Annotated in this window: 22 protein-coding genes; 6 read left to right on the plus strand and 16 right to left on the minus strand. The window is 69.8% G+C overall.

Features of this window, described 5'->3' with window-relative positions:
* Positions 1–61: 61 nt before the first annotated feature.
* From HD599_RS10695 to HD599_RS10710, 4 genes are read right to left on the minus strand one after another with little or no spacing between them, the layout of a single operon-like run.
* A complete protein-coding gene (locus tag HD599_RS10695; RefSeq protein ID WP_184237172.1) occupies positions 62–1789 on the minus strand; it encodes an alkaline phosphatase family protein in 1728 nt (575 codons plus the stop codon).
* A gap of 44 nt (positions 1790–1833) precedes the next feature.
* Entirely contained in the window at positions 1834–2187 is a 354-nt protein-coding gene (locus HD599_RS10700) for a hypothetical protein (RefSeq protein ID WP_184237175.1), read from the minus strand.
* Complete coding sequence (locus HD599_RS10705) at positions 2187–3245, minus strand: serine hydrolase (protein WP_184237178.1); 1059 nt, start codon at positions 3243–3245, stop codon at positions 2187–2189. Before HD599_RS10705 ends, HD599_RS10700 begins: the two co-directional genes overlap by 1 nt.
* Positions 3242–3757 (minus strand): helix-turn-helix domain-containing protein, encoded by a 516-nt coding sequence (locus HD599_RS10710; protein WP_184237181.1) that lies wholly within the window; start codon positions 3755–3757, stop codon positions 3242–3244. The genes HD599_RS10705 and HD599_RS10710 overlap by 4 nt, the downstream gene beginning before the upstream one ends.
* A 79-nt stretch (positions 3758–3836) precedes the next feature.
* Between HD599_RS10710 and HD599_RS10715 the strand changes: the two genes are divergently transcribed.
* Positions 3837–4226, plus strand: coding sequence for a VOC family protein (locus HD599_RS10715; RefSeq protein ID WP_184237184.1), 390 nt, complete (start codon positions 3837–3839; stop codon positions 4224–4226).
* A gap of 107 nt (positions 4227–4333) precedes the next feature.
* On the opposite strand, the gene ligA is transcribed toward HD599_RS10715, so the two are convergent.
* Positions 4334–6778 carry an NAD-dependent DNA ligase LigA gene (gene ligA, locus HD599_RS10720; RefSeq protein WP_425489159.1) on the minus strand — a complete coding sequence of 815 codons (2445 nt, stop codon included), beginning with the start codon at positions 6776–6778 and terminating at the stop codon, positions 4334–4336.
* 171 nt (positions 6779–6949) lie between these two features.
* Between ligA and HD599_RS10725 the strand changes: the two genes are divergently transcribed.
* Complete coding sequence (locus tag HD599_RS10725) at positions 6950–7528, plus strand: hypothetical protein (RefSeq protein WP_184237191.1); 579 nt, start codon at positions 6950–6952, stop codon at positions 7526–7528.
* Here the strand turns inward: HD599_RS10725 and mnmA are convergent.
* From mnmA to HD599_RS10740, 3 genes are all read right to left on the minus strand, one after another.
* Positions 7525–8661, minus strand: a complete 1137-nt coding sequence (mnmA, locus tag HD599_RS10730; protein ID WP_184237194.1) for a tRNA 2-thiouridine(34) synthase MnmA — start codon at positions 8659–8661, stop codon at positions 7525–7527. The two genes, HD599_RS10725 and mnmA, sit on opposite strands and share 4 nt — an antisense overlap.
* A 92-nt stretch (positions 8662–8753) precedes the next feature.
* Complete coding sequence (locus HD599_RS10735; RefSeq protein ID WP_184237197.1) at positions 8754–9281, minus strand: CarD family transcriptional regulator; 528 nt, start codon at positions 9279–9281, stop codon at positions 8754–8756.
* Between the two features lie 48 nt (positions 9282–9329).
* Positions 9330–9812 (minus strand): TetR/AcrR family transcriptional regulator, encoded by a 483-nt coding sequence (locus tag HD599_RS10740; protein ID WP_184237200.1) that lies wholly within the window; start codon positions 9810–9812, stop codon positions 9330–9332.
* A gap of 162 nt (positions 9813–9974) precedes the next feature.
* Between HD599_RS10740 and HD599_RS10745 the strand changes: the two genes are divergently transcribed.
* The gene (locus HD599_RS10745) at positions 9975–10490 is read left to right on the plus strand and encodes a tetratricopeptide repeat protein (protein ID WP_184237202.1); all 516 of its coding nucleotides are present in this window, start codon (positions 9975–9977) and stop codon (positions 10488–10490) included.
* Positions 10491–10610: 120 nt separating this feature from the next.
* Positions 10611–11591: a right-handed parallel beta-helix repeat-containing protein gene (locus tag HD599_RS10750; RefSeq protein ID WP_184237205.1), complete on the plus strand. Its 981-nt coding sequence runs from the start codon at positions 10611–10613 to the stop codon at positions 11589–11591.
* A gap of 6 nt (positions 11592–11597) precedes the next feature.
* Here HD599_RS10750 and HD599_RS10755 read toward each other — a convergent pair whose 3' ends face one another.
* Entirely contained in the window at positions 11598–12809 is a 1212-nt protein-coding gene (locus tag HD599_RS10755; protein WP_184237207.1) for a cysteine desulfurase family protein, read from the minus strand.
* A gap of 39 nt (positions 12810–12848) precedes the next feature.
* Here HD599_RS10755 and glgX point away from each other — a divergent pair, with 39 nt between their 5' ends.
* Both glgX and ybaK read left to right on the plus strand, forming a co-directional pair.
* On the plus strand, positions 12849–14888 hold the full coding sequence (gene glgX / locus HD599_RS10760) for a glycogen debranching protein GlgX (protein WP_184237210.1): 2040 nt from the start codon (positions 12849–12851) through the stop codon (positions 14886–14888).
* An 82-nt stretch (positions 14889–14970) separates the two neighbouring features.
* A complete protein-coding gene (gene ybaK, locus HD599_RS10765) occupies positions 14971–15465 on the plus strand; it encodes a Cys-tRNA(Pro) deacylase (RefSeq protein WP_184237225.1) in 495 nt (164 codons plus the stop codon).
* Positions 15466–15522: 57 nt separating this feature from the next.
* Here ybaK and glgP read toward each other — a convergent pair whose 3' ends face one another.
* From glgP to HD599_RS10800, 7 genes are all read right to left on the minus strand, one after another.
* Positions 15523–18075, minus strand: a complete 2553-nt coding sequence (gene glgP / locus HD599_RS10770) for an alpha-glucan family phosphorylase (RefSeq protein WP_184237228.1) — start codon at positions 18073–18075, stop codon at positions 15523–15525.
* Positions 18076–18115: 40 nt separating this feature from the next.
* Complete coding sequence (locus HD599_RS10775) at positions 18116–18760, minus strand: signal peptidase I (RefSeq protein WP_184237231.1); 645 nt, start codon at positions 18758–18760, stop codon at positions 18116–18118.
* A complete protein-coding gene (locus HD599_RS10780; RefSeq protein ID WP_184237234.1) occupies positions 18757–19488 on the minus strand; it encodes a hypothetical protein in 732 nt (243 codons plus the stop codon). Before HD599_RS10780 ends, HD599_RS10775 begins: the two co-directional genes overlap by 4 nt.
* On the minus strand, positions 19488–20585 hold the full coding sequence (locus HD599_RS10785) for an RICIN domain-containing protein (protein WP_184237236.1): 1098 nt from the start codon (positions 20583–20585) through the stop codon (positions 19488–19490). Before HD599_RS10785 ends, HD599_RS10780 begins: the two co-directional genes overlap by 1 nt.
* Entirely contained in the window at positions 20582–21073 is a 492-nt protein-coding gene (locus HD599_RS10790; RefSeq protein WP_184237239.1) for a TasA family protein, read from the minus strand. The genes HD599_RS10785 and HD599_RS10790 overlap by 4 nt, the downstream gene beginning before the upstream one ends.
* Positions 21074–21236: 163 nt before the next feature.
* Complete coding sequence (locus HD599_RS10795; protein ID WP_184237242.1) at positions 21237–21836, minus strand: alternate-type signal peptide domain-containing protein; 600 nt, start codon at positions 21834–21836, stop codon at positions 21237–21239.
* A 253-nt stretch (positions 21837–22089) separates the two neighbouring features.
* Positions 22090–22512 (minus strand): hypothetical protein, encoded by a 423-nt coding sequence (locus HD599_RS10800; RefSeq protein WP_184237245.1) that lies wholly within the window; start codon positions 22510–22512, stop codon positions 22090–22092.
* Between the last annotated feature and the right edge of the window lie 196 nt (positions 22513–22708).

The raw sequence follows: 22708 nt of genomic DNA on the forward strand, positions 1-22708 counted from the left end.
GTATCGAAACCCCCAGCGGGTTGAGCGTGTCGAAACCCAGACTCCTCGGGTTTCGACAGGCTCAACCCGCGCCCGACCCGAAGATGCCCGTGCCCCGCTTCATCAGCAGGTCGTAGGCCTCCCGGTACGTCGACGGCACGGTGTCGCCGGGCTGCCCGTACTTGGCGATCAGCATGCCGACGAGTCCCACTCCGGGAGGGCTGAGCGGACGGTCCTCCTGCCCTGCCGGGATGTGCACGCCGGCCTCGGGGTTCGGCGGCACGTACTGCGGCGTGGTCGTCGGCCAGGTCGACGGGTCGCGCGGAGTCGTCAGCGTGATCGCGACGTCGAGCGTCGGGGCCCCGTCGTCACGCGCGGTCAGGGGGTCGAGACCGTACAGGGCCGAGAGCGTGGCGATGACCGAGCCGTGGTGCATCGGGTCGTTCACGATCTGCCCCTTGGCCGTGTACGCGGAGATCGCGATCGCCGGCACGCGCACCCCGAGGCGGTCGAAGCCGAAGCCCATCTCCGTGTCCGCGCGTTCCTCCGGCGGCGTGCCGGCGGGCGGCGGCACGTGGTCGTAGGTGCCGCCGTGCTCGTCGAAGGTGACGAGCAGCATGGTGTTGCCGGCGTTCGACCCCTCCGGCGTCGAGCTGGCGCGGATGTCGCTGTAGATCGAGCTCAGCAGCGCTTCCCCGGCCCGCACGTCGGACACCGCTCCCCCGGCGATGACCGTGCCGTCGACATCCGTCTCGGTAAATACGCCGACAGGCGGGTGCATGTCGTTGTGGTCGTAGATCATCCGCGGCTCGATGAACGAGTACGCGGGAAGGGTGCCCGTCGCCACATCCTCGCGGAACTGCTGCATCGTGCGGAAGTTCGTGGCGAAGAACGGCTCGAGGCTCGGCGCGTGGATGAACCCCGTCATCGAGACGATCTGACGGTCGTCGTAGTACACGGCCCAGCTGATGCCCGCGTCCTGCAGCCGGTTGAAGATCGTGGGGGCGGCATTCTTGGCGTCGAACCACTTGTGGTACCCGCCGTTGCCGCTGTTCGTCACGTACCCGTGCGAGGTCGACGCGTGGAAGAACGACCGGTTGCAGAATGTCTGCGAGGGCACCGCGCAGTGCCACGAGTCGAACACCGCGAAGTTCTTGGCGAGGGTGGAGAACACCGGCAGCATGCCCGGGTCGAACGCGCCCATGATCACGCCGTACTCGGCAGCGGTCGGCTCCTTTCCGCCGTGGTCGCCGAGGAAGTTGTCCACGTAGTCCTGCAGGAACCCCTCCATGGTGGGCGCCGAGGCGTCGGCCGGGGCGTTGAAGGGTGCCTCCATCGCGGCGGCTTTACGTCCCCGGTTCGCCGCCGGATCGACCGTGCCGAACAGCTGGGTGTTGACGTGCGGGTACTCCTCGCCGGGATCCGGCTGCGGGCTGGAGAAGACCGTGTCGGTGGGGCCGGTGTAGGTGTGCGTCGGCACTTCCTCCCCGGACGACAGCCGGTTGCTGTGGCCGGCGCCGAGACCCTCGAATGTCGCGCCATCCGGCACTTCGTCGTCGGCATAGAGGTAGCCGAAAATGTTGTCGAACGACCGGTTCTCGAACATGACCACGACGAGGTGGTCGAAGCCGGGTCCGGCGGCCCGAGGCGGCACGGTCGTCGTCGGTTGCGGGGCGGGTCGCTCGCCGTCCTGCTGCGAGAGCGCGAAGGCGGCGGCTGCCGCGGCCGCCGCACCGGCCGCTCCGATGCCGGCGGCCCGCAGGAACGTGCGGCGACTCGGTTGATTCCCGTCTGGCTCCCGATCCGACACAGCGACCTCCGCTGCCCATCTTTCAGCACCGGAGCCCGCGTGCGCTACAGCGCGTAGACCACCACGGTGATCGTCACGAGTACCGCGAGGTGGACGGCCCCGAACACGAGCGTGCGCCAGCCCGGTCTGTCCTCACGGAGCGCCGCGAGCATCGGCCAGGCGAACACCGATCCGGCCGTTCCCACCGCGACGATCGCGACGGGCAAGAGCCAGAGCAGCGGCGACACCGTGCCCCACGGTGCGACCTCCCGGGCGACGGCCAGCACGACGACCGCGTCGAGGCCGCCGAACACGAGATCGAGGCGGCTTTTGGCCGCGAACACCTTGCCCGTCGAGAAGGCGGACGCCGCGAACATGCCGGTGAACGCGAGGGTCAGGAAAATCCAGACGAATTCCATCAGTCCTCCTCCATCAGCGCGAAGCCGAGTTCGTCCACCGACGCGGCCGTGTTGTTCAGTACCACGACGGCGCGGCCCGTATCGCGGTCGAAGCCGACCCAGCTCGCGAATCCGCCGGTCATGCCGTTGTGCCAGGTGACGCCGTCGGTCGTGTGCCAGGCGTAGCCGATCTCACTGCCCTCGCCGGCCGGCGCGACGGGCTCCGTCGCCTCGACCCCCGGCGCCGTTTCATCGAGGTTCGCCCGCGCGTACACCGCCATGTCGGCGAGGGTCGACCGCACGCTGCCCGCCGGGGCATCGGCGCCCAGTGTCCACGCGTCGCTCTCGCGCCCGGAGGCCGTGTATCCGGTCGCCGCGTCGTCGGACAGGTCGTCGGTCGACGTCGGCGCGAACGTGTCGTCCATGCCGAGCGGTTCGAAGACACGCTCCCGCGCCAGCGTCGGGTAGTCGTTGTTGGCCGCGACGGCCAAAGCCTGGCCGAGCAGTGCGAACCCGAAATTGGAGTACAGGTATTCCTTCTCGCCGAGGTCGGCATCCCGCGCGCCCGCCACGAGCTCGTCGACGGTCGCCCCGTAGGGGTCGCTCGCGGTGTACTGGGTGACCAACGTCGACACGAATTCCGCCGGACCGAAGGCGAGGCGGGGCAGCCCGCTCGACTGCGTCGCGAGCTCGGCGAGAGTGATGGATGCCGCGGGGCTCGAGCCCAGCTCGAGCAGGTCGCCGAGCGGCGTGTCTGCCGCCACCTCTCCCCTGTCGATCGCGTCGGCGAGCAGTGCCGCGGTGATGGTCTTGGTGACGGACCCGATCTCGTATTCCGTGGTGTTCGTCGCCCCGAAGTGTGCCTCGCGCACGTCGTCCCCGTCGATCACGGCGACACTCACCCGGTCGCGCACTCCCGGCAGTTCGGCGAGCCGGTCGCTCACCTCTGCCACGAGCGCCGCGTCGCCGCTCGTCTCCGTGGACAGGGTCGGCGGCCGCGGGATCGCGGCGGCGCCGAGGCCGAATACGGCGACGGCCGCGATGACGGCCACGATGGTGGTCTTGGTGGAACGCTTCACATGGTCCTCCGTGCTGCGGACAGGATGACGAGCAGGGGCACGACCCGCTCGGGTGGGATCGAGTAGTGGCCGCGGCCAGCCTGGTGCAGCCAGCTCTGGGCGACGAGCTGGTTGAGGTGGTGGTACAGCTGCCCGGTCGTCCCCATGCCCTCGCCTGCCGACAGCTCGGCGACCGTGGTCGCGCCGTTGATGACGGCCTGCAGCAGGGCGAGACGTACCGGGTTGCCGAGCGATGCGATGCTCGCCGAGAGCAGCGTCCAGTCGGACTCGAGGACCGCGTCGACGGGGAATCCGACCTGCCACTCGACCGGGCCCGCCGCGACGCGGACGGCACCGGCGAATACAACCGCGCCCGGGTCGCCGATGCGCTGCCTGATGCCGTTGAGAATCCAGAGCGGGTCGTCGGTGCTCGACACGGGGTCGGGTGCGACGGTGGCGGCCCGCCCCTCGAGCGCGTCGACCCGAGCGGTGAGCTCGGCCAGTAGGCGGCGCAGTTCCGAATCGGATTCCATTTCTCCATTATTACGGAAAAGCGTCGTGGTGGGCAAGGACGGGGTGTACCGCCGCACGTCACGGTCGTACAGTGCTGGCATGAACGCGCATCTCTTCGGATACGTCAGCTACCGCGACGCCGCAGCGGCACTCGACTGGCTCTCCGCCTGCGGCTTCACCGTCGTGCGGCGCATCGACGCGGCAGGCGGCCGGGTGCTGCACGCGGAAGTGCGGCTCGGCCAGGCGGTCGTCATGGTGTCGAGCAACGACGACGACTTCGACGACACGGTGCTCGTCGAGCGCCCGTCGGGGCACGGGCTCTACCTCATGGTCGACGACGTCGACCGGTTGTTCGCGCGCGCCGTCGCCGCGGGGGCCACACCGGTCATCGAACCGGAGGACACCGAGTGGACCACCCGTCGCGCCGAAGTGCGCGACCCGGAGGGCAATGTCTGGTCCTACGGCAGCTACGAACCCGGCCAGATCTAAGTCAGCCGGCCCTGCGCCGACCAGACCCGAGCCGACTCAACACCGGCGACACCGTTATGCCTCGCCGAGGTGGCATAGCGAAACGGTGGATGCCGCTCGGCGGCGGGTTACTCCGCGGAGACCGCGTCCTCCGGGGATTCCGCGGAGGACTCGGATTCCGGCGCCGCTTCCTCGGGCAGCGCGACCGCCGCCGGCCCGCCCTCGAGCAGCAACGCGAACTGCGCCGCGTCGAGGATGCGGATGCCGAGCTCTTCGGCCTTGCCGAGCTTGGAGCCCGCGCCCGGGCCGGCCGCCACGTAGTCGGTCTTCTTCGAGACGCTCGAGCCGGACTTGCCGCCCGCGGCGATGATCGCCTCCTGCGCGCCCTCGCGCGTGAACCCCTCGAGACTGCCGGTGGCGACGACCGTGATGCCGACCAGCGGTCCGTCGGCCGCTGCCGCGGCGCCCGGTCCGGGGTGGCCGGGAGTCGCGAACTGCATTCCCGCTGCGGCCCAACGCTCGACGATCTCGACGTGCCAGTCGACCTGGAACCAGTCGATGAGCGCGTCGGCGATGATTCCGCCCACGCCGTCGACCGCTGCGAGTTCTTCGCGCGAGGCGGCGCGGATCGCGTCGATCGACCCGAAGTATCCCGCGAGCGCACGGGACGCGACCGGCCCGACGTGCCGGATGCTCAGCGAGACGAGGATTCGCCAGAGCTCCTTGGTCTTGGCGATCTCGAGGTTCTCGATGAGTTCGTATGCGGTCTTCGATGGCACATAGTGCTCGTCGCCGGCGAAGGTCTCGGCCTCGGGGTCGAAGAGCGGGTCGGTCTTCTTGCGTTGACGGCGGAACGGCGCAACCTCTTTGGGCACCGACTCTTCGTCGTCGCCCGTCGCCGCGACGAGCTTGACCTCGCCGGTCTCGCTGTCGCGCACCTGCACGCGGATCGGGAACAGGTCGGCGATCGTGAGGTCGAACAGGCCGGCCTCGGTGACGAGCGGCGGCGTCTCGGGCACGACGGGCTGGGTGAGGGCGGCGGCGGTCACCTCGCCGAGCGCCTCGATGTCGAGGGCGCCGCGGCTGCCGACGTGCTCGACGCGGCCGCGCACCTGCGCGGGGCAGCTGCGCGCGTTCGGGCAGCGCAGGTCGATGTCGCCCTCCTTGGCGGGGGCGAGGGCGGTGCCGCACTCCGGGCAGAACTCGGGCATCACGAACTCGCGCTCGCTGCCGTCGCGCAGCTCGACCACCGGGCCGAGAACCTCGGGGATCACGTCGCCGGCCTTGCGCAGCACGACGGTGTCGCCGATGAGCACGCCCTTCACCTTGACGACGTCCTGATTGTGCAGGGTCGCCTGGCGCACGACAGAACCGGCGACGCGGGCGGGCTCCATCACGGCGAACGGGGTGGCGCGGCCGGTGCGGCCGACGCTCACTACGATGTCGAGCAGCTTCGTCTGCACCTGCTCGGGCGGGTACTTGTACGCGATGGCCCACCGCGGGGCCCGGCTCGTCGCGCCGAGCTCGTCGTGCAGCGCGAGCTCGTCGATCTTGATGACGATGCCGTCGAGCTCGTGCTCGGGGTCGGCGCGGTGGGTGCCGTAGTACTCGATGAACTCGACGGCGGCAGCGGTGCTGTCGACGACCTTGTAGTACGGGCTCGTCGGCAGGCCCCAACCCTTGAGCAGGTCGTACGTCTCACTCTGGCTCGCGACGGGCGGGTCGGGCCAGGCGCCGATGCCGTGCACCAGCATCGCCAGCGAGGCGAACCGGGCGCGGGCGGCCTCCAGCTCGAGGCCATCCTTCTTGTCGAGCTGCGCGCGGAGCCCGCCGCTGGCCGCGTTGCGCGGGTTCGCGAAGGCCGGGAACCGGCGCGCGGCAGACAGCCGCGCCTTGTCTTCTTCGAACTCGGCCGATCCGGACTTGCGTGCGGTGAAGCGGTCCCGGCTTTCCTCGAAGGCACGCTCGCGCAGGCTCGCCTGCAGCTCGTTGAGCTTTTCGAAAGCGACGACAGGGATGAAGACTTCGCCGCGCACCTCGACGAGCGCGGGGTGCCCCTCGCCCTCGAGCCGCTGCGGGATTCCGGCCACGAGCTTGATGTTCTCGCTCACGTCTTCGCCGACGCGGCCGTCACCACGGGTCGCTGCACTGGTGAGCACGCCGTTCTCGTAGCGGAGGTTGATCGCGAGCCCGTCGATCTTGAGCTCGCAGAGGAAGTGGACCGCGCGGCCCGAGTTCTGCACGGCCTTCGCCGCCCACGCCTCGAACTCCTCGATGGAGAAGACGTTGTCGAGGCTCAGCATGCGCTCGGCGTGCACGACCGGATCGAACAGTGCGACATCCGCCCGCCCGCCCACGTTCTGGGTCGGGCTGTCCTGGCTCTGCAGCTCGGGGAACAGTCGCTCGACCTCTTCGAGCCGCTGCATCAGCTGGTCGTACTCGGCGTCGGAGACGAGGGTCGTGTCGCGGTCGTAGTAGGCGTCGCGCAGTTCGAGAATGCGGTTGGTCAGCTGCTGCGCTTCACCGCGGGCGGCCTCGAGCTCTTGGGGTGCGTAGGTCTCTTCCACGGTCACAGTTTACGTTCGGCCGCCGACACCGGTTCGAGCTTGCTTTCGCCGAGAACTCCGCGTGAGCGGTCCCGGGTCGGACCGTGTGTGTGGTTGCTTACGCGAGGATTCCTTTCTTCGATGCGGGGTCCCGGGTACAGTGGGCGCCACACACGGCCTCCAGCGACGGGAAGCACCATGACCATCACCCCTGCTCCTCCCTCGCGGCATCCGGGCGCGGCCGCCGCCGCGTCGCTCGCCGTCCTGGTCGTCGCCTTCGTGCTCTCGGTGCTCGACGGAGTCGTCGGCGTCGTGTACACGCAGGGCCAGACCCTGGAGTCGCTCGACGGCTTCGACTACGCGCTACCCGCGCTCGGCTGGGCGGTGCCCTACGCACTGTGGCAGCTCGTACCGCTGACGGCCGGTGTGTTCCTGTCGTTCTGGCTCATCCTGCCGATCCGGCCGCGGCACCGGGTGGGCCAGGTCGTCCTGCGCGCCTTCGTCGCCCTGGTGATCGGGGTCGTGGTCGCCGGCATCGTCGCGGCCGCGCGTCTGCTCGCGACCGATCTTCCCGTGAACCCGTCGTCGGGAGACGGCCGGTACTACGTGCTCGTGGTCGGCACTCTCGCGCACTCGGCGTGGCAGGTGTTCTCCGACACGCTGGGTCTCGTGGTCGCGGCAGGCCTGGCGATGTGGGGCTGGCTGCACACGCGGCCGGCCTACGGTCCGCTGCGGCGCAGCGCCGACGAAACCGTGTCGGTCGACGCCGAGGTCTAGGCGGGAACGGGAACGGCGCTCACCGTGCGGGCGATCGTGCACTGTCCGAGCACGCGCGTGCCGACGTAGACGACCGCGGTCTGGCCGGGCGAGACGCCGTTGATCGGCTCCACGGGACGGATGACCATCTCGCCGTCCTCGACCGAGACCACGGCCGCGACGGGGTCGGCGTGAGCGCGGATCTGCACCTCGCACTCGAACGGCAGGATCGCGCCATCCTCGCCCACGGTGGAAATGCCGGACTCGACGGGGCCGAGACCCGCCCAGGAGAACTTGGTGCCGGCCAGCTCCGAGAGGTCGAGCGCCTCTTTCGGGCCGACGACGACGGTGTTGGTCTTCGGCTGCACCTCGAGCACGAAGCGCGGCATGCCGTCGTCGGACGGGTAGCCGATCGAGAGGCCCTTGCGCTGTCCGATGGTGAAGGCGAGAGCGCCCTGGTGGGTGCCCAGCACCTTGCCCGAGCGGTCGAGGATGTCGCCCTGTTCGGCGCCGACCTTCTCGGCGAGCCAACCGCGGGTGTTGCCGTCGGGGATGAAGCAGATGTCGTGGGAGTCGGGCTTGTTCGCGACGCTGAACCCGCGGGCGGCGGCTTCGGCGCGCACCTCGGCCTTCGACGGCGTCGAGCCGAGCGGGAAGAGCGAGTGCTCGAGCTGGTCGGCGGTGAGCACGCCGAGCACGTAGGACTGGTCCTTTGCCCAGGTCGCGGCGCGGTGCAGCTCGGCGTTGCCGTCCGCGTCGCGGCGCACGTCGGCGTAGTGGCCCGTGGCGACCGCGTCGAAGCCGAGCGCGAGCGCCTTCTCGAGCAGCGCCGAGAACTTGATGCGCTCGTTGCAGCGCATGCACGGGTTGGGGGTGCGGCCGGCGGCGTACTCGTCGATGAAGTCTTCGACCACGTCCAGCTTGAAGCGCTCGGAGAAGTCCCAGACGTAGTAGGGGATGCCGATGATGTTCGCGGCGCGCTGCGCGTCCATGGAGTCTTCGATGGTGCAGCAGCCTCGGGCCCCGGTGCGCAGGGTCCCCGGCATCCGGCTCAGCGCCAGGTGGACCCCGACGACTTCGTGCCCCGCTTCGACGGCGCGTGCCGCGGCTACCGCCGAGTCCACGCCGCCGCTCATTGCCGCTACAACCTTCATGGGGTCAAGTGTACGCGGGGCCGCCTGGACGGCGCCGGAGCGAGCATGACGATGGCGCGGAGCCATAGGCCCCGCGCCATCGCTGTGGTTCGTTACGCTGCGCTGTCGGCGTCCGGAACCTCGGGGAGGTCGGGGCGCGAGGTGGAGAGCACGACGTCGAGAACGGCGGATGCCTCCTCGTCGGTCGACTTCTGCGCGAGTGCGAGCTCGGAGACCAGGACCTGGCGGGCCTTGAGCAGCATGTTCTTCTCGCCGGCCGAGACGCCGCGGTCCTGCTCACGACGCCAGAGGTCGCGCACGACCTCGCCGACGCGGTAGACGCTGCCCGACGCCATCTTCTCCTGGTTGGACTTGTAACGACGCGACCAGTTGCCCGGCTCCTCGACGAACGGCTCGCGCAGTACCTCGAACACCGCCTCGACTCCGGCGTCGTCGATGATGTCGCGGACGCCCACGAGCTCGGCGTTTTCGATCGGCAGCTTGATCGTCAGGGCGTTGGCGTGAACCTTGAGCGTCATGAACTGCTTCTCGACACCCTTCACCGTCACCGTGGAAACCTCGGTGATCGTGACCGCGCCGTGATGCGGGTAAACAAGGGTCTCCCCCACGATGAATTCCATTGCGAATTTCCTCTGTTCTGTCGGTGTTCTGTCGTTGCGAAAGTCTGGTCAGGCGCGCGGCTCGAGCGCCCACACGGGCAGGAAGCCCACGAGTTGCTCGACGAGTTCGTCGTCCGAGATGTCGAGGCGTCCGCGCATCCACGCGGAGATCGACGTGAGTGCGCCGCCGGCCACGTAGGTGGTGAGCAGCTCGGGGTCGATGTTCTCCGGCACGTCCGCGGCCGTGAAGACGGACTGGAGCAGCCGCGTCGAGTAGGCCTCGACGACGTCGTCGAACGCGGTGCGGGTGAGCGGCAGCTCGAGCACGCTGGAGTAGAGCGGATAGTGCTCGAGGATGTGCCCGATGAGCCGGGTGTAGCCGGCGCGGGCGGCGAGCGATCCCGAGACGTTCTCGTCGGCCGCCTCGGTTCCGATGCCGGCGAACTGCGCGCGCAGGAACGCGGTGGAGAGTTCGTCGAGGCTGCCGAAGTGCGCGTAGAACGAGCTGCGGCTGATCTGCGCCGTGCGCACGATGTCGCTGACAGATGCCACACGGTCCGAAATCAGGGAGCGGACCGCTTCGAATATGGCCTGGCGGGTCTTTTCCGCCCGTGGATCCGCTGTCGCTCTGTCGTGCTCCACCGGATTCATCGTCCCTAGTCTACCACTTCTCGGACAGTTGTCCGAGAAGCCCGTTTCGGCGACACTACTTCTATGCCCGAACCCCTCTCCCCCGAGCTCGAAGCCGCCGTCGCGGAAGGCTACGCGAACCGCGAACGTGCGAACATGGCGCCCACCGTGGCCTACTTCACGGCGCTGCTCGCGGAGCATCCGGACAACCCGTGGCTGCTCTACGAGGTCGGCGGCGCGCACGACACCGCGGGCGACGAGGCCGAAGCGCGCGACTACTACGAGCGGGCGTTGGCGGGCGGCATCGACGGCGACGCCCGGCGGCGCTGCCTGCTGCAGTACGGCAGCACGCTGCGCAATCTCGGCCTGCACGACGAGTCGGTCGACGCCCTGCAGCGGGCACGCGACGAGTTCCCGGATTCCGATTCGGTGCGGGTGTTCCTCGCACTCTCGCTGCACGCTGCCTCGCGCAGCGACGCGGCCGTGGCCGAGCTGCTCGAGCTCGCGGCCGACGGCATCCGCACGCCCGAGGTCGAGCGCTACACGGCGGCGATCCGTGGCAACGCCGCCTACCTCCGTGCCCTCGCCGAAGGGCGCTGACAACTCGCTGACGCTGTTGTGCCGTATCGCCGGTCGGAGCTAGCGTTGATCGCGGCGTCGTCCCCTGCCCCCGGATCGCGTCCAGTTGCGATTCCGCGCAACCATGATCGGGGAGAACCCATGTCCACTCGTCGCACACGCGTGCTCGCGCGCGCCATCCTGCCGCTCGTCGCCGCTGTCGCCTTCGCGTCCCTCACCGTTCCCGCCGCGCACGCGGCCGACGTCGTCACGGTGCGCGATTCGGCGGGGCTCGCCCGCGCATTGAAAGCCGCCCGCGCCGGCCAGACGATCTCGCTCGCCGCCGGTCGGTACTCGGGCGAATTCGTCGCCGCCGCGTCGGGCACCGCGTCGGCGCCCGTCACCCTGACCGGCCCCCGCACGGCCGTGCTCACCACGGGCTCGACCGGCTCGGGGTACGCCCTCCACATCACGGGCGACCGGTGGCGGGTGGTCGGCTTTTCCGTCCGCACCGCGGAGAAGGGCATCGTGCTCGACGGTTCCGTCGGCACGGTGCTGAACAGTCTGGACGTTGGGTCGATCGGGCACGAGGGCGTACACTTCCGCGCGAACAGCAGCGACGGCATCCTCGCCAACTCGCTCGTGCACGATACCGGTCTGACGAAGCCCCAGTTCGGCGAGGGCGTCTACATTGGCAGCGCCCAGAGCAACTGGTCGGGCGTGACGGGATCGGCCACGACGCCCGACCGGTCCGACCGGGTAACCGTGCGCAACAACGTGATCTCGAACACACCCGCCGAAGGTGTCGATGCCAAGGAGGGAACGACGGCCGGCACGATCTCCAGCAACCGTTTCGTGCGCACCGGCTTTTCCGGTGCCAACTCGGCCGACTCCGCGATCGACCTCAAGGGCAACGCCTATTCGGTCTCCGGCAACCTCGTCTCGGGCACGAAGCTCGACGCGATCCAGGTGCACACGGTGCTGGCCGGCTGGGGCAACCGCGCCCGTATCGCCGGGAACGGCGTGGGCAACGGAGTGCCGGGGTACGAGGTGCGGGTACAGGCGACGAGTGTGGGCACCGTGGTCGCCTGCGAGCCGAGCGCGGCCGGCGCGGGCCTCACCAACGCGCGCTGCGTGCCGTAGCGGGCGTCAGCGCCCGAACGTCGGCTGCTTCTCCGCGAGGCCGGCACGCGATGCGCGGGCGACCGCCGCGGGCAGCGCTTCGACCAGTGCGTCGATCTCCGCTTCGGTGGTGTGCGTGCCGAGGGTCATCCGCAGGGCTCCGCGCGCATCGGCCTCGCTGAGCCCCATACCGGTGAGCACGTGGGATGCCTCGGGCACTCCGGCCTGGCAGGCAGATCCGGTCGAGACCGAGAAGCCCGCGACATCCAGCAGGAAAAGCAGCGAGTCGCCCTCGCAACCGGGGAACGTGAAGTGCGCGTTGCCGGGCAGCCTCCCCTCGACGGTCGGGTCGCCGCGCAGGACCGCGCTCGGCACGGCCTCGCGCACACCCGCGACGAGACGGTCGCGCAACGAACGCAGCCGGGTCGCGTGTTCCTCGAGCCCCGCGGTGGCCTGGCTCGCGGCGAGTCCGAAGGCGACGGCACCTGCGACGTCCTGCGTGCCGGAGCGGGCGCGCTGCTGGTTGCCGCCGTGCAGCAGCGGCACGACCGTGGCGCTGCGGGCGATCACGAGCGCGCCGATGCCGACGGGTCCGCCGATCTTGTGCGCGGAGATCGAGAGCGCGGCGACGCGGAGCGCGTGGAAGTCGATAGGCACGTAGCCGTAGCCGGCGATGGCGTCGACGTGCACGGGAACGCCGTGGGCCGCGGCGAGCGCCGCGATCTCGGCGACCGGCTGCAGGGTTCCGACCTCGTTGTTGGCGCTGAGCACGGTGACGAGCGCGACGTCGTCGTCGAGGGCGGCCTCGAGAGCGGCGAGGTCGACGCGGCCGAACTCGTCGATACGGATCCACTCGACGACCGCGCCCTCGTGCTTCTCGAGCCACTCGACGGCGTCGACGGTGGCGTGGTGTTCGCCGTGCGGCACGAGGATGCGGGGCCGCGGCAGAGCGGTCTCTGAGCCTGTCGAAGGGCCTGTCGAAGCGTTCCGCGCCCACCACAGCCCCTTGATGCCGAGGTTCACCGCTTCGGTGCCGCCGCCGGTGAAGGTGACCTCCACCGAGTCGGCGCCGACGGAATCGGCGACCCGCTCCCGGGCTTCCTCGAGCATGCGCTTGGCGTTCTGGCCCTGGCTGTGGATCGACGCGGGATTGCCGACCACGGCGAGCGCCGACGCGTAGGCAGCGATGACGTCGGGCGGCATCGGCGACGTCGCCGCGTGATCCAGGTAGATGGGCATGTAACAAGCATGACTCACACCGGTCCTAGTGTGGGACGCATGTCTACCGATTCCGCACCACGACCGCTGGGCGTCCGTGCCACCGCGACCGGGGGCGAGCTGCGCGTCTGGTCGGCGAACGCCACGGCGATGGAGCTGTGCCTGTACGACGAGAAGGACGCGAACTGGCTGGTCTCGGCCGTACCGATGGTGCGCGACGACGACGACGTGTGGACCGCCGAGTCCCCCGCGCTCGTCGCCGGCGCCCGCTATTCCGTGCGCGCCTCCGGCCCGAAGGGGCCCACCCACCACTTCGACCCGACGCTCGACCTCATCGACCCGTACGCGCGCGGCCTCGCCCGCACCAACGCGGGCGAATGGCGGTCGTACGTGCAGGACGACGCTTTCGATTGGGAGGGTGTGACGAAGCCCGGCATCCCGATGGACCACACGGTGCTGTACGAGGCCCACGTGAAGGGGCTCAGCAAGCTCAACCCCGACGTGCCCGAAGAGCTGCGCGGCACCTACGCCGGACTCGGCGACCCGGCGACCATCCGCTACCTGAAAGACCTCGGCATCACCTCGGTCGAGCTCCTCCCGATCCACCAGTCGGTGAGCGAGCAGCGGCTGATCAAGCAGGGGCTCACCAATTACTGGGGCTACAACACCCTCAACTTCTTCACCCCGCACGCCGAGTACGCCACCAAGGAAGCGCAGACCGGCGGCACCGGCGCCGTGCTGCGCGAGGTGAAGACCATGGTGAAGAACCTGCACGCGGCCGGCATCGAGGTGATCCTCGACGTGGTCTACAACCACACCGCCGAGGAGGGACCCACCGGCCCCACCACGAGCCTGCGCGGCATCGACAACGAGTCGTACTACCGGCAGAACAGCCAGGGCCACTACATCGACGTCACCGGGTGCGGCAACACCGTCGACTTCGCCATCCCGGCGGCGCAGCAGCTCGTGCTCGACTCGCTCAGGTACTGGGCCAACGAGGTGCAGGTCGACGGCTTCCGGTTCGACCTGGCCGTCACGCTCGGGCGCGACGAGAACGTCGAGTTCGACGCCCGGCACCCGCTGCTCGCCGCGATCGTCGAGGACCCCGCGCTGGCCGGCGTGAAGATGATCGCCGAGCCGTGGGACGTGGGGATGGGCGGCTGGCAGGTCGGCCGGTTCCCCGCCGGCTGGTCGGAGTGGAACGACGGCTACCGCGACCGCATGCGCGACTTCTGGCTCACCGACATCGGCGCGGCCCGCGCCAACGGCCTCGCCCCCAACGGGATCGGCTCGCTCGCGCGTCGGCTCGCGGGGTCTGCCCACGTCTTCCCGCAGAACCGCGGGCCCATGGCATCCGTCAATTTCATCACCGCCCACGACGGTTTCACGATGGCCGACCTGACGGCGTACTACACGAAGCACAACCTCGGCAACGGCGAGAGGAACCGCGACGGCACGGGCAACAACCACTCGTTCAATCACGGCATCGAGGGTCCGACCGACGACGCGACGATCCTCGCGGCGCGCTGCAAGGCGATCCGCAACCTGATGGGCACGCTCGTCCTGAGCGCCGGCATCCCGATGATCACGGCGGGCGACGAGTTCGGCCGCAGCCAGCGGGGCAACAACAACGCCTACTGCCACGACAGCGAGCTGACCTGGCTCTCCTGGCAGCGCGAGGACTGGCAGCGCGACCTGCAGGAGGTCTCGACCCTGCTGCTGCGCCTGCGTCGCGAGAACCCGGCGCTGCGCCCGGTGCGGTTCGGGCGCTTCGGCGAGACCGTGCCGAGCGCCACCCAGATGGACTGGTACAACAAAGAGGGCCTCTCGATGTCGGAGGACGACTGGGACTCCCCCGCCGAGCGCACGCTGCAGTACCTCGCCGCGTCGACGCCCGAGTTCGAGGACTTCAACCGCATCCTGCTGATCGTGCACGGCCTCGAGGACGCGATCACCGTGACACTGCCCGAGCACGAGGGCGTCACCGGCTACACGCTGCTCTGGGACTCGTCGCTCACCACGAAGCCCGTCGGCGAGCACGTGCCCGGCAGCGAGCTCACGGTGGCCGGCACGTCGATGCAGCTGTTCCGCGCGCACTGAGCACCCTCGGCGGATTGAGCCTGTCGAAATCCCAGCTTCCGGGTTTCGACACGCTCGACCCGCGACCGGCAGAATAAGCCCCATGTCGAAACGCACGGATGCCGCAGCCGGGACCCCCGCGACCCTCGCCCTCACCGCGGCGGGAATCCGGTTCCTCCCCCACGCCTACGACCACGACCCGGGCACCACGAACTACGGCATCGAGGCCGCGACCGCGCTGGGACTCGACCCCGAGCAGGTGTTCAAGACGCTGCTCGCCGACGTCGACGGCGCGCTCGTCGTCGCGATCGTGCCGGTGACCGGCAAGCTCGACCTGCGCGCGCTCGCCCGGGAGGTGGGCGGCAAGAAGGCAGTGATGGCCGATCCCGCGGTCGCGCAGCGCAAGACCGGGTACATCGTCGGCGGCATCAGCCCGATCGGCCAGAAGAACCCGCACACCACGGTGCTCGACGAGACCGCGGAACTCTACCCCTCGATCTTCGTCTCCGGCGGACGTCGCGGATTCGACATCGAACTCGCCCCCGCCGACCTGCTGGCCATCACGAACGGCACGACGGCCGCGATCGCCCGGGAGTGAGCCCGTCCCTGAGCCTGTCGACGGGCGACCCTTCGACAGGCTCAGGGACCGTGCGTGCTACACCGCGACGGCGATGAGCCCCATCTCGGCGGCAGAGGCGAGCAATGGATGCCGCGGCACCACGCGCACGTTGTAGCCGAAGCTGCCCGCCCGGCCCAGCGGCACGGTACCGGCGAATGTCGATACCCCGTTTGCCGCGCCCGTGAGTTCGAGCGACTCCTGGTGCGTGTCGGCGAGACGGTCGCCCTCGCGGGCGCGTCCGTAGACCACCTCGACGGTGACGTCGTCCGCGGTCAGGCCGCCCAGCTCGACTTGCGCACGCACGTGCAGGGTGTCGCCCACCTGCGGCACGGCATCCACCCCGCCGGATTCGACATGGGTCACGTGCACGGCGGGCCACTCCGCCTCGACCTTGGACTTCCAGAGCGAGAGCTCGCGGGCGGGCTGGTACGTCCCGGCCGAAATCGTCTCCTCGGCGGTCGCGGCGGGGATGTACAGCCGCTCGACGTACTCGCGCACCATGCGGTCGGCGGAGAGCGCGGGGGTCAGCGTCGAGAGCGTGTGCCGGATCGACTGCACCCAGCGGTGCGGCACGCCGTCGTCGCCGCGGTCGTAGAACCGCGGGGCGATCTGGTGCTCGATCAGGTCGTACATGCTGTCGGCCTCGAGCTTGTCGCGTTCCGCACCGTCGCCCGCGGAGTCGGCGGACGGGATCGCCCAGCCGTTCTCCTCGTCGTAGTACTCCGCCCACCAGCCGTCGAGGATCGACAGGTTGAGCGAGCCGTTGAGCGCCGCCTTCATGCCGGAGGTGCCGCAGGCCTCGAGCGGCCGCAGCGGGTTGTTGAGCCAGACGTCGGTGCCCGGGTAGAGGAGCTTGGCCATGGCGATGTCGTAGTTCGGCAGGAAGACGATGCGCTCGCGCACGTCGATCTCGGACGCGAACTCGACCAGGCGCTGGATGAGGCGCTTGCCCTCGTCGTCGGCCGGGTGCGACTTTCCGGCGATCACGATCTGGATCGGACGCTCGGGGTGCAGCAGCAGGGAGCGCAGCCGCTCCTCGTCGTGCAGCATCAGGGTGAGGCGCTTGTAGGTGGGCACGCGGCGCGCGAAGCCGATGGTGAGGATGTTCGGGTCGAGCAGCGACGAGTACCACGACGGGTCGCCCACGCCGGGGTTCTGCTCGCTCCACGCGTCGCCCACGCGGCGGCGGGCGTCGGTGACGAGCTGCTGGCGCATCGCATTGCGCGCCTGCCAGAGCTCGCCGTCCGAGACGTGCTCGCTCGTCCAGTCGGCGTCGAACGCGTTGCCGGCGCCGAACTTGGCCGTGGCCAGGTCGGTGAGGATCGGGTCGGTCCAGCTGGGCGCGTGTACGCCGTTGGTGACAGAGGTGATCGGCACGTCGTCCTCGTCGAATCCCGGCCAGAGTGCGCCGAACATGCCGCGCGAGACGTGCCCGTGCAGCTTCGAGACGCCGTTGGCACGCTGCCCGAGGCGCAGGCCCATGACGGCCATGTTGAATGTGCCGGTGACGCCGCCGTCGTAGTCCTCCGCGCCGAGGGCGAGCACGTCGGCGACATCGACGCCCGGCAGCAGCTCGGTCGAGAAATACCGCTCGATGAGCGTGGATTCGAACCGGTCGATTCCCGCGGGCACCGGGGTGTGGGTCGTGAAGACCGTGCCGGCGCGCACCACCTGCAGTGCCTCGGTGAACGACAGCCCGTCGCCGATGAGGTCGCTGATGCGTTCGAGGCCGAGGAAGCCCGCGTGCCCCTCGTTGGTGTGGAAGACGAGCGGTTCGGCGGTGCCGGTCAGCTCGGTGAACACACCGATGGCGCGCACCCCGCCGATGCCGAGCAGCAGTTCCTGCAGCAGGCGGTGCTCGCCGCCGCCGCCGTACAGCCGGTCGGTGACCGAGCGCAGCTCGTCGTCGTTCTCGGGAACGTCCGTGTCGAGCAGAAGTAGCGTGACGCGGCCGACCTTGACCCGCCAGATGCGCGCGGCGAGCGCGCGCCCGTCGGGTAGGGCGAGGGTGATCATCGCTGCCCGGCCGTCGGGGTGGCGCAGCACGCTGAGCGGCAGGCCGTCGGGGTCGAGCACGGGGTAGGTCTCCTGCTGCCAGCCCTCGCGCGAGATGGCCTGGCGGAAGTAGCCCGAGCGGTAGAAGAGTCCGACGGCGATGATCGGCACGCCGAGGTCGGACGCGCTCTTCAGGTGGTCGCCGGCGAGGATGCCGAGACCGCCCGAGTACTGCGGCAGCGCCGCGGCGATGCCGTATTCCGGCGAGAAGTAGGCGATCGAGGCGGGGGCGTCGGCCAGGGTCTGGTACCAGCGCGGCTCGGAGAGGTAGGTGTGCAGCTCGTCGCGCAGCGCGTCGGTGCGGGCGACGAAGTCGTCGTCGGCGGCGAGCTCGTCGAGCCGCTCCGGCTCGACCGCTCCGAGCAGGCCGATCGGGTCGTGCCCGCTCGCCTCCCAGCCGTCGGGCGAGATGGACGCGAACAGCTGTTTGGTCGGCTCGTGCCACGACCAACGCAGATTGCTGGACAACTCCTCCAGACCGCTCAGTGCCTCGGGAAGTACGGTGCGGACGGTAAACCTACGGATGGCTTTCACCCGACCCACCCTAGAACATCGGGGTGGCCGATCGAGTGAACTATCGGCGAATCCGCCACCTCCTGTGGCGGGCTACGGCGGCCGACCCGAACAGGTACGCCGCGTAGGCGAACAGTCCGCCCGCGGCGACGGGGACGAGGATGCCGCGGCTCTCCCCCGAGAGGGCGTTGTTGACCCAGCCGAGCTGCGGGATCGCGTACCAGAGCGTGCCCTTCACCTGCACCTCGCGCACCGGTTCCGGGTCGGCGTCGGAGTTGTTGTCGCCCTTGGTGGTGAACGTGGTCTCGCCGTCGGTGCTGATGGTGCGGGTGATCACGCGGTGGGAGATCACCGCGGGGCTGCCCGAGGCGATCTGGTAGGTGAGCACGTCGCCGACCCGGATCTCGTCGACCGGGGTGGGCTTGGTGACGATGAGGGTCCCGGCCGGGTACTTCGGCGCCATCGAGCTCGTCAGCACCGTGAGCGCGGTACCCCCGACGGCGAGCGGCAGCACGATCACCAGGGCGGCGAGGGCGACGACGATGACGAGCACCGCGGCGCTGACGGCCACACCGAGGTACTGCACGAGGGTCTTCTCGGCGGGTGCGCGACGTTCGTGGCGTGCGCCTCCCGCGTGCACGGCGGCGCGTCCGTCGAGCGGCAGCCGTCCGGACGCGGGCGCGACCGCTGTGCTGTGGCGGCTCACGGCCGGTCCTCCGTTCGACGGCGACGGCGACGGCCCGCGACGACGAACAGCGAGCCTGCGGCGAGGGCGGATGCCGCGACAGCGAGGGTCGGATAGACGAGGGCCGCGCCGGTGTACGCGATGATCCCGCTCGCCGGCGCCGCGGGCGCGAACCCGGCGATCACCGTGGGGTCGATCGGACAGCCGTTGGCGGCGACCGGGACACCCGGGTCGGCGAGCGCGATCGCGAGGTCGAAGTTGGCGACGGCGTGCTCGGCCTCGTCCATGCGCAGCGTGGGCGACACCGACACGACGAGCGTGACGGGCAGCGCCTGCCCCGTCTCGAGCACACGCACCGGCACGACGGCGTCGCACGGCGCCAGCGCGGCGATCGGCGTGGCGGGAAGGCCGTCCCCCGCGTCATCCTGCCCCTGCACTGTCAGAGCGCCGGCGAACAGCGAGTCCTCGGTCGAGGCGTTGGAGATGGCGACCATGGCGACCGTCGGCTCGGCACGGGTCGACCGCACGAGCAGGCTCGACTCGAGCGAGTCTCCGGGTACGACCAGGAAGCCGGCCGGGAACAGCGACGTCGGGGCGGTCGGCGACCAGGTCGCGCCTCCGTCGGTGCTGAACTCGACGTCCGCGTCGATCCCGGCGGCGGATGACGTCGTGACCGCGAGGACGGGGGGAACCGCGGCCACGACTAGTGCGGCGATAACCAGTGCGGCACGCCAGTCTCGGGGGCGCACTAGGGCACCTCGGTGAAGTTGAAGTGCTGGGAGTTGTAGACCGTCGTCCCCGGGGTCGCGTTCGTGCCGCAGGCCGTGACGGTGAACCCGGTGACGTCGGTCGACGACGGCATGTTCAGGCACAGCGTGGCGCCGAGGTTCGACGGGTTCTTGAGCACCAGTCGGAAGTCGCCGGCAGTGCCGTGGGCGACCACCATCCACTGCTGGTTGTTCGAGGCGGCGACGTCGCCGAGGGTCACCGGCTGCAGCGAGACGGCGGTGCCGATGACGTTGTTGTTCGCCGCGACGACCGGCCCGCTCGTCGTGCCCGCGCCGATGTAGATGCGGTAGTACGCGGTGGCGCCGACCTGGGCGAACCGGAAGGACTGGTTGCTCGTCGTCGACAGCGCCTTGCACGGGTAGAGGATCAACGTCGTGCCGGTCGCCACGCCGCCGCCGTTGGAGTCCATGCACTTGTCGCTCAGCGCGTGCACGACCTGGTACCAGTTGAAAGCCGTGACCTGCGTGAAGGATGCCGCGGCCGACGCCGTCCAGCTGGTGCCGACGGTCCCGGTGACGGTGACGGTCGGGCTCGTGGTGCCGGTGGTCGTGTACGTGCCCGCGCTCGTCGTCCGCATGCAGAGAGTGAGCGTCGCTCCCGCGGCAGCGGACGCGGCATCCGACGGCATCGCGGGCGGGGCCGCGAGGGTGCCGGACGTCGCGTTCGCGGCGACCGCGGTGGCGGCCGCGCAGGTGGTCCCCGCCGCCTTCCACACCTGGAGCGTGATCTGGCCGTTGAGGGTCGCGTCGCCGCCCGACGAGGTGATCCCGTACGCCAGCGGCGTCGTGCCGGTGTTCGCGACGGTGACGAGCACGGTGTCGGTGAGCGCGGACGCGGTGACGCCGGGCAGGCCGGGCTTGTAGGTCGCCGCGAGGCCGGAGATACCGGAGCTGGTGAGCGCGGTGCTCGCGGCAGTGACGCTCGCCGACTTGGCGGTGGTGCCGGTCCAGGCGGCGAAGCTCGCGGTCGATCCGATGCCGACGACGAGCACGACGGCGGCGATGACCGCGGAAGCCCGGAGGCCCGGGATGCGGGAGAGGCCGCGCTCGCGGGTCACGGCTGCGTCCCCGTGAGAGCGACGGAGAGGGACGAGGTGACGCCCTGCGCCGAGCTCGGCGCGGTCGTGGGCATGGCCACGCTCAGGCACATCGTGCTGGACGCCTGCGCGGCGAGGGTGAGGCCGAGCGATCCGGACGCGAACGCGGGGGCCGCGCTCGCGCAGGTGCCGCGGGCGACGGTGGCGGTGAGGCCGTTGGCGGCGGTGGGGCCCGCGATCGAGTCGACGCTGAGGGCCAGGCTCGTGCTGCCCGTGTTGGTCACGGTGAACTCGGCCGTCTTCGTGATGCCGGGGTAGAGGGCGGTCATGCTGATCGCGTCCCCGTTCACTGCGAGAGTGGCCGTGCCGGCCGAGATGGTGGTGGAGGTCTCGCCGGTCGCGCTGACCAGGGCGATCGACTGGCTCGAGCTCAGAAAGGCGTAGGTACCGCCGACGGCCGAGAGTGAGAGCACCAGCGCGATCGCGGCGACGAGGGTCGCCGTGATCATGCGCGGGATGGAAAAACGCCCGGCGGAGGAGAACGACGGTGCCTCAGCGCGGTGGGCTGCTCTGGCGCGTGGCATGTCGTTCGGTGTCCTTTACCGGGAGGGGAAGTCGGGGAGGGAGTGGCGGGCGCGACGAGACGGGGGGAATCGTCGCGCCCGCGGGTCGTTACTGCTGGTTGAGGGTGACGGCGAGACCGCTGAGGTTCACCGAGCCGAGCTTCGTGTTGTTCTCGAAGCCGGCCGTGGTCGATTTCGGGAAGTTGATCACGACGGTGAGGGTGACGTCGCGCGAGGTGACCCCGGCGGCGCCTGCCGTGACGTTGTAGGTTCCGGCGACGCTTCCGGCGCTGATGCCGGTTCCGGTGGCGGAGATCGACGCGGTCGAGGTGAGGTAGCTGGCCAGCGCGGTGTTCGCGGCGGTCGCGGGAGTGACGGCCGCGATCGATCCGGGGGTCAGAGCGAGGGTCGCGACGAGGTTGTTACCCGTGGCGTTGATCTTCACGGTCTTCGTGTAGGTGAAGCGGTCGCCCGGCGAGGCTACGAAGCTGGCGATCGCGGGCACGGTGGTCGCGGTGCCCGTGCCGTCCTTCTGCACGGTCCAGACGCCGTCCGAGGGCGTCGCGTCGACGACGGACAGGTTTCCGGCGACGATCGTGCCGCCGGTGATGCCCACCGAGTCGTTCCAGTAGGCGAAGGTTCCGGCGCCACCCATGAGCAGGGCTGCTCCGACGGCGGTAGCAACGGCACCCTTGACAAGCTTGTTCATTTTTCGTTCCTTCATCTGAGCATCCGCGGGATGAGTGTGGTCGCAGCAATAGGAGGCGCTCGGGGAGCGCCGTCAGATTCGCGGCCTGAAGGCCCGGTTTCCTGACACATCTGTCTGATGTGAAAGAGATTCGGTGTATTTCGGTAAACGGTTTGGTGTTTTATTGAAAAAGTTTCACCCCCTTTTCGGGGGGGCATTCACGGGTGGAAACGCGGCGGGGCTGGAGCCCCAGCCGCGTCCGCCTCCGTCGCGATCAGTCGCGGCTGACGGCGACCGTCATCTCGTCGTCGTTGATGACGACGGTGGCGCCGAGGGCGTCGGCGGCCCCGACCGGGATCGGCAGCGTCGTCCAGGTCGAGCCGCCGTCGTAGCTCCGGATTCGGCCCAGCGGAGCGCCCAGCGGACCGGAGATCGTGAGGTCGACCGTCGACGACGGGGAGATGTCGCCGTCGACCGCGTCGAGGACGGCGCCGACGACCCGCTGTCCGCCGTACTCGGCGTCGTAGCGGGTCTCCCAGGAGACGGTGACGTCCGTCACCGTGCGCGACACCGTGGCGGCGTTCGCGACGTTCTGCTCGGTGACTTCCATCACGTTGAGCGTGGCGGCGAGCGCGCCCAGTGCGGCGAGCGCCGCGGTGGCCGCCGCGAACGCGAGGGTCTGTTTGCGGGTTGGCATGGTCTTCCTCGTGGTTTTGTACGAATACCGCAACCAGACCGGTACCTCGCGGCGTCGGTCTCGCCATCCTTGGCGTTCTCACACGTTGCAAACCAGGCGCGGTTTCGGGGCCGCGCCGTACTGTCGAAGACCAAGCCACCCCGGGCGACAATGCTAGGCATCTCCCGAAATCACTACAAAGTTCTTCGTTTAAATG

Origin of the sequence: Conyzicola lurida (assembly GCF_014204935.1) — a bacterium.
Taxonomy (GTDB): Bacteria; Actinomycetota; Actinomycetes; order Actinomycetales; family Microbacteriaceae; genus Conyzicola; species Conyzicola lurida.

Coding starts and splice junctions, on each gene's coding strand:
- HD599_RS10790 (WP_184237239.1), bottom strand. CDS start 21,073: ATGATCACGGCGACCCTCGTCGCCGCGATCGCGCTGGTGCTCTCACTC.
- HD599_RS10745 (WP_184237202.1), top strand. CDS start 9,975: ATGCCCGAACCCCTCTCCCCCGAGCTCGAAGCCGCCGTCGCGGAAGGC.
- HD599_RS10700 (WP_184237175.1), bottom strand. CDS start 2,187: ATGGAATTCGTCTGGATTTTCCTGACCCTCGCGTTCACCGGCATGTTC.
- HD599_RS10725 (WP_184237191.1), top strand. CDS start 6,950: ATGACCATCACCCCTGCTCCTCCCTCGCGGCATCCGGGCGCGGCCGCC.
- glgX (WP_184237210.1), top strand. CDS start 12,849: ATGTCTACCGATTCCGCACCACGACCGCTGGGCGTCCGTGCCACCGCG.
- HD599_RS10800 (WP_184237245.1), bottom strand. CDS start 22,512: ATGCCAACCCGCAAACAGACCCTCGCGTTCGCGGCGGCCACCGCGGCG.
- HD599_RS10795 (WP_184237242.1), bottom strand. CDS start 21,836: ATGAACAAGCTTGTCAAGGGTGCCGTTGCTACCGCCGTCGGAGCAGCC.
- mnmA (WP_184237194.1), bottom strand. CDS start 8,661: ATGAAGGTTGTAGCGGCAATGAGCGGCGGCGTGGACTCGGCGGTAGCC.
- HD599_RS10755 (WP_184237207.1), bottom strand. CDS start 12,809: ATGCCCATCTACCTGGATCACGCGGCGACGTCGCCGATGCCGCCCGAC.
- HD599_RS10735 (WP_184237197.1), bottom strand. CDS start 9,281: ATGGAATTCATCGTGGGGGAGACCCTTGTTTACCCGCATCACGGCGCG.
- HD599_RS10710 (WP_184237181.1), bottom strand. CDS start 3,757: ATGGAATCCGATTCGGAACTGCGCCGCCTACTGGCCGAGCTCACCGCT.
- HD599_RS10715 (WP_184237184.1), top strand. CDS start 3,837: ATGAACGCGCATCTCTTCGGATACGTCAGCTACCGCGACGCCGCAGCG.
- ybaK (WP_184237225.1), top strand. CDS start 14,971: ATGTCGAAACGCACGGATGCCGCAGCCGGGACCCCCGCGACCCTCGCC.
- HD599_RS10750 (WP_184237205.1), top strand. CDS start 10,611: ATGTCCACTCGTCGCACACGCGTGCTCGCGCGCGCCATCCTGCCGCTC.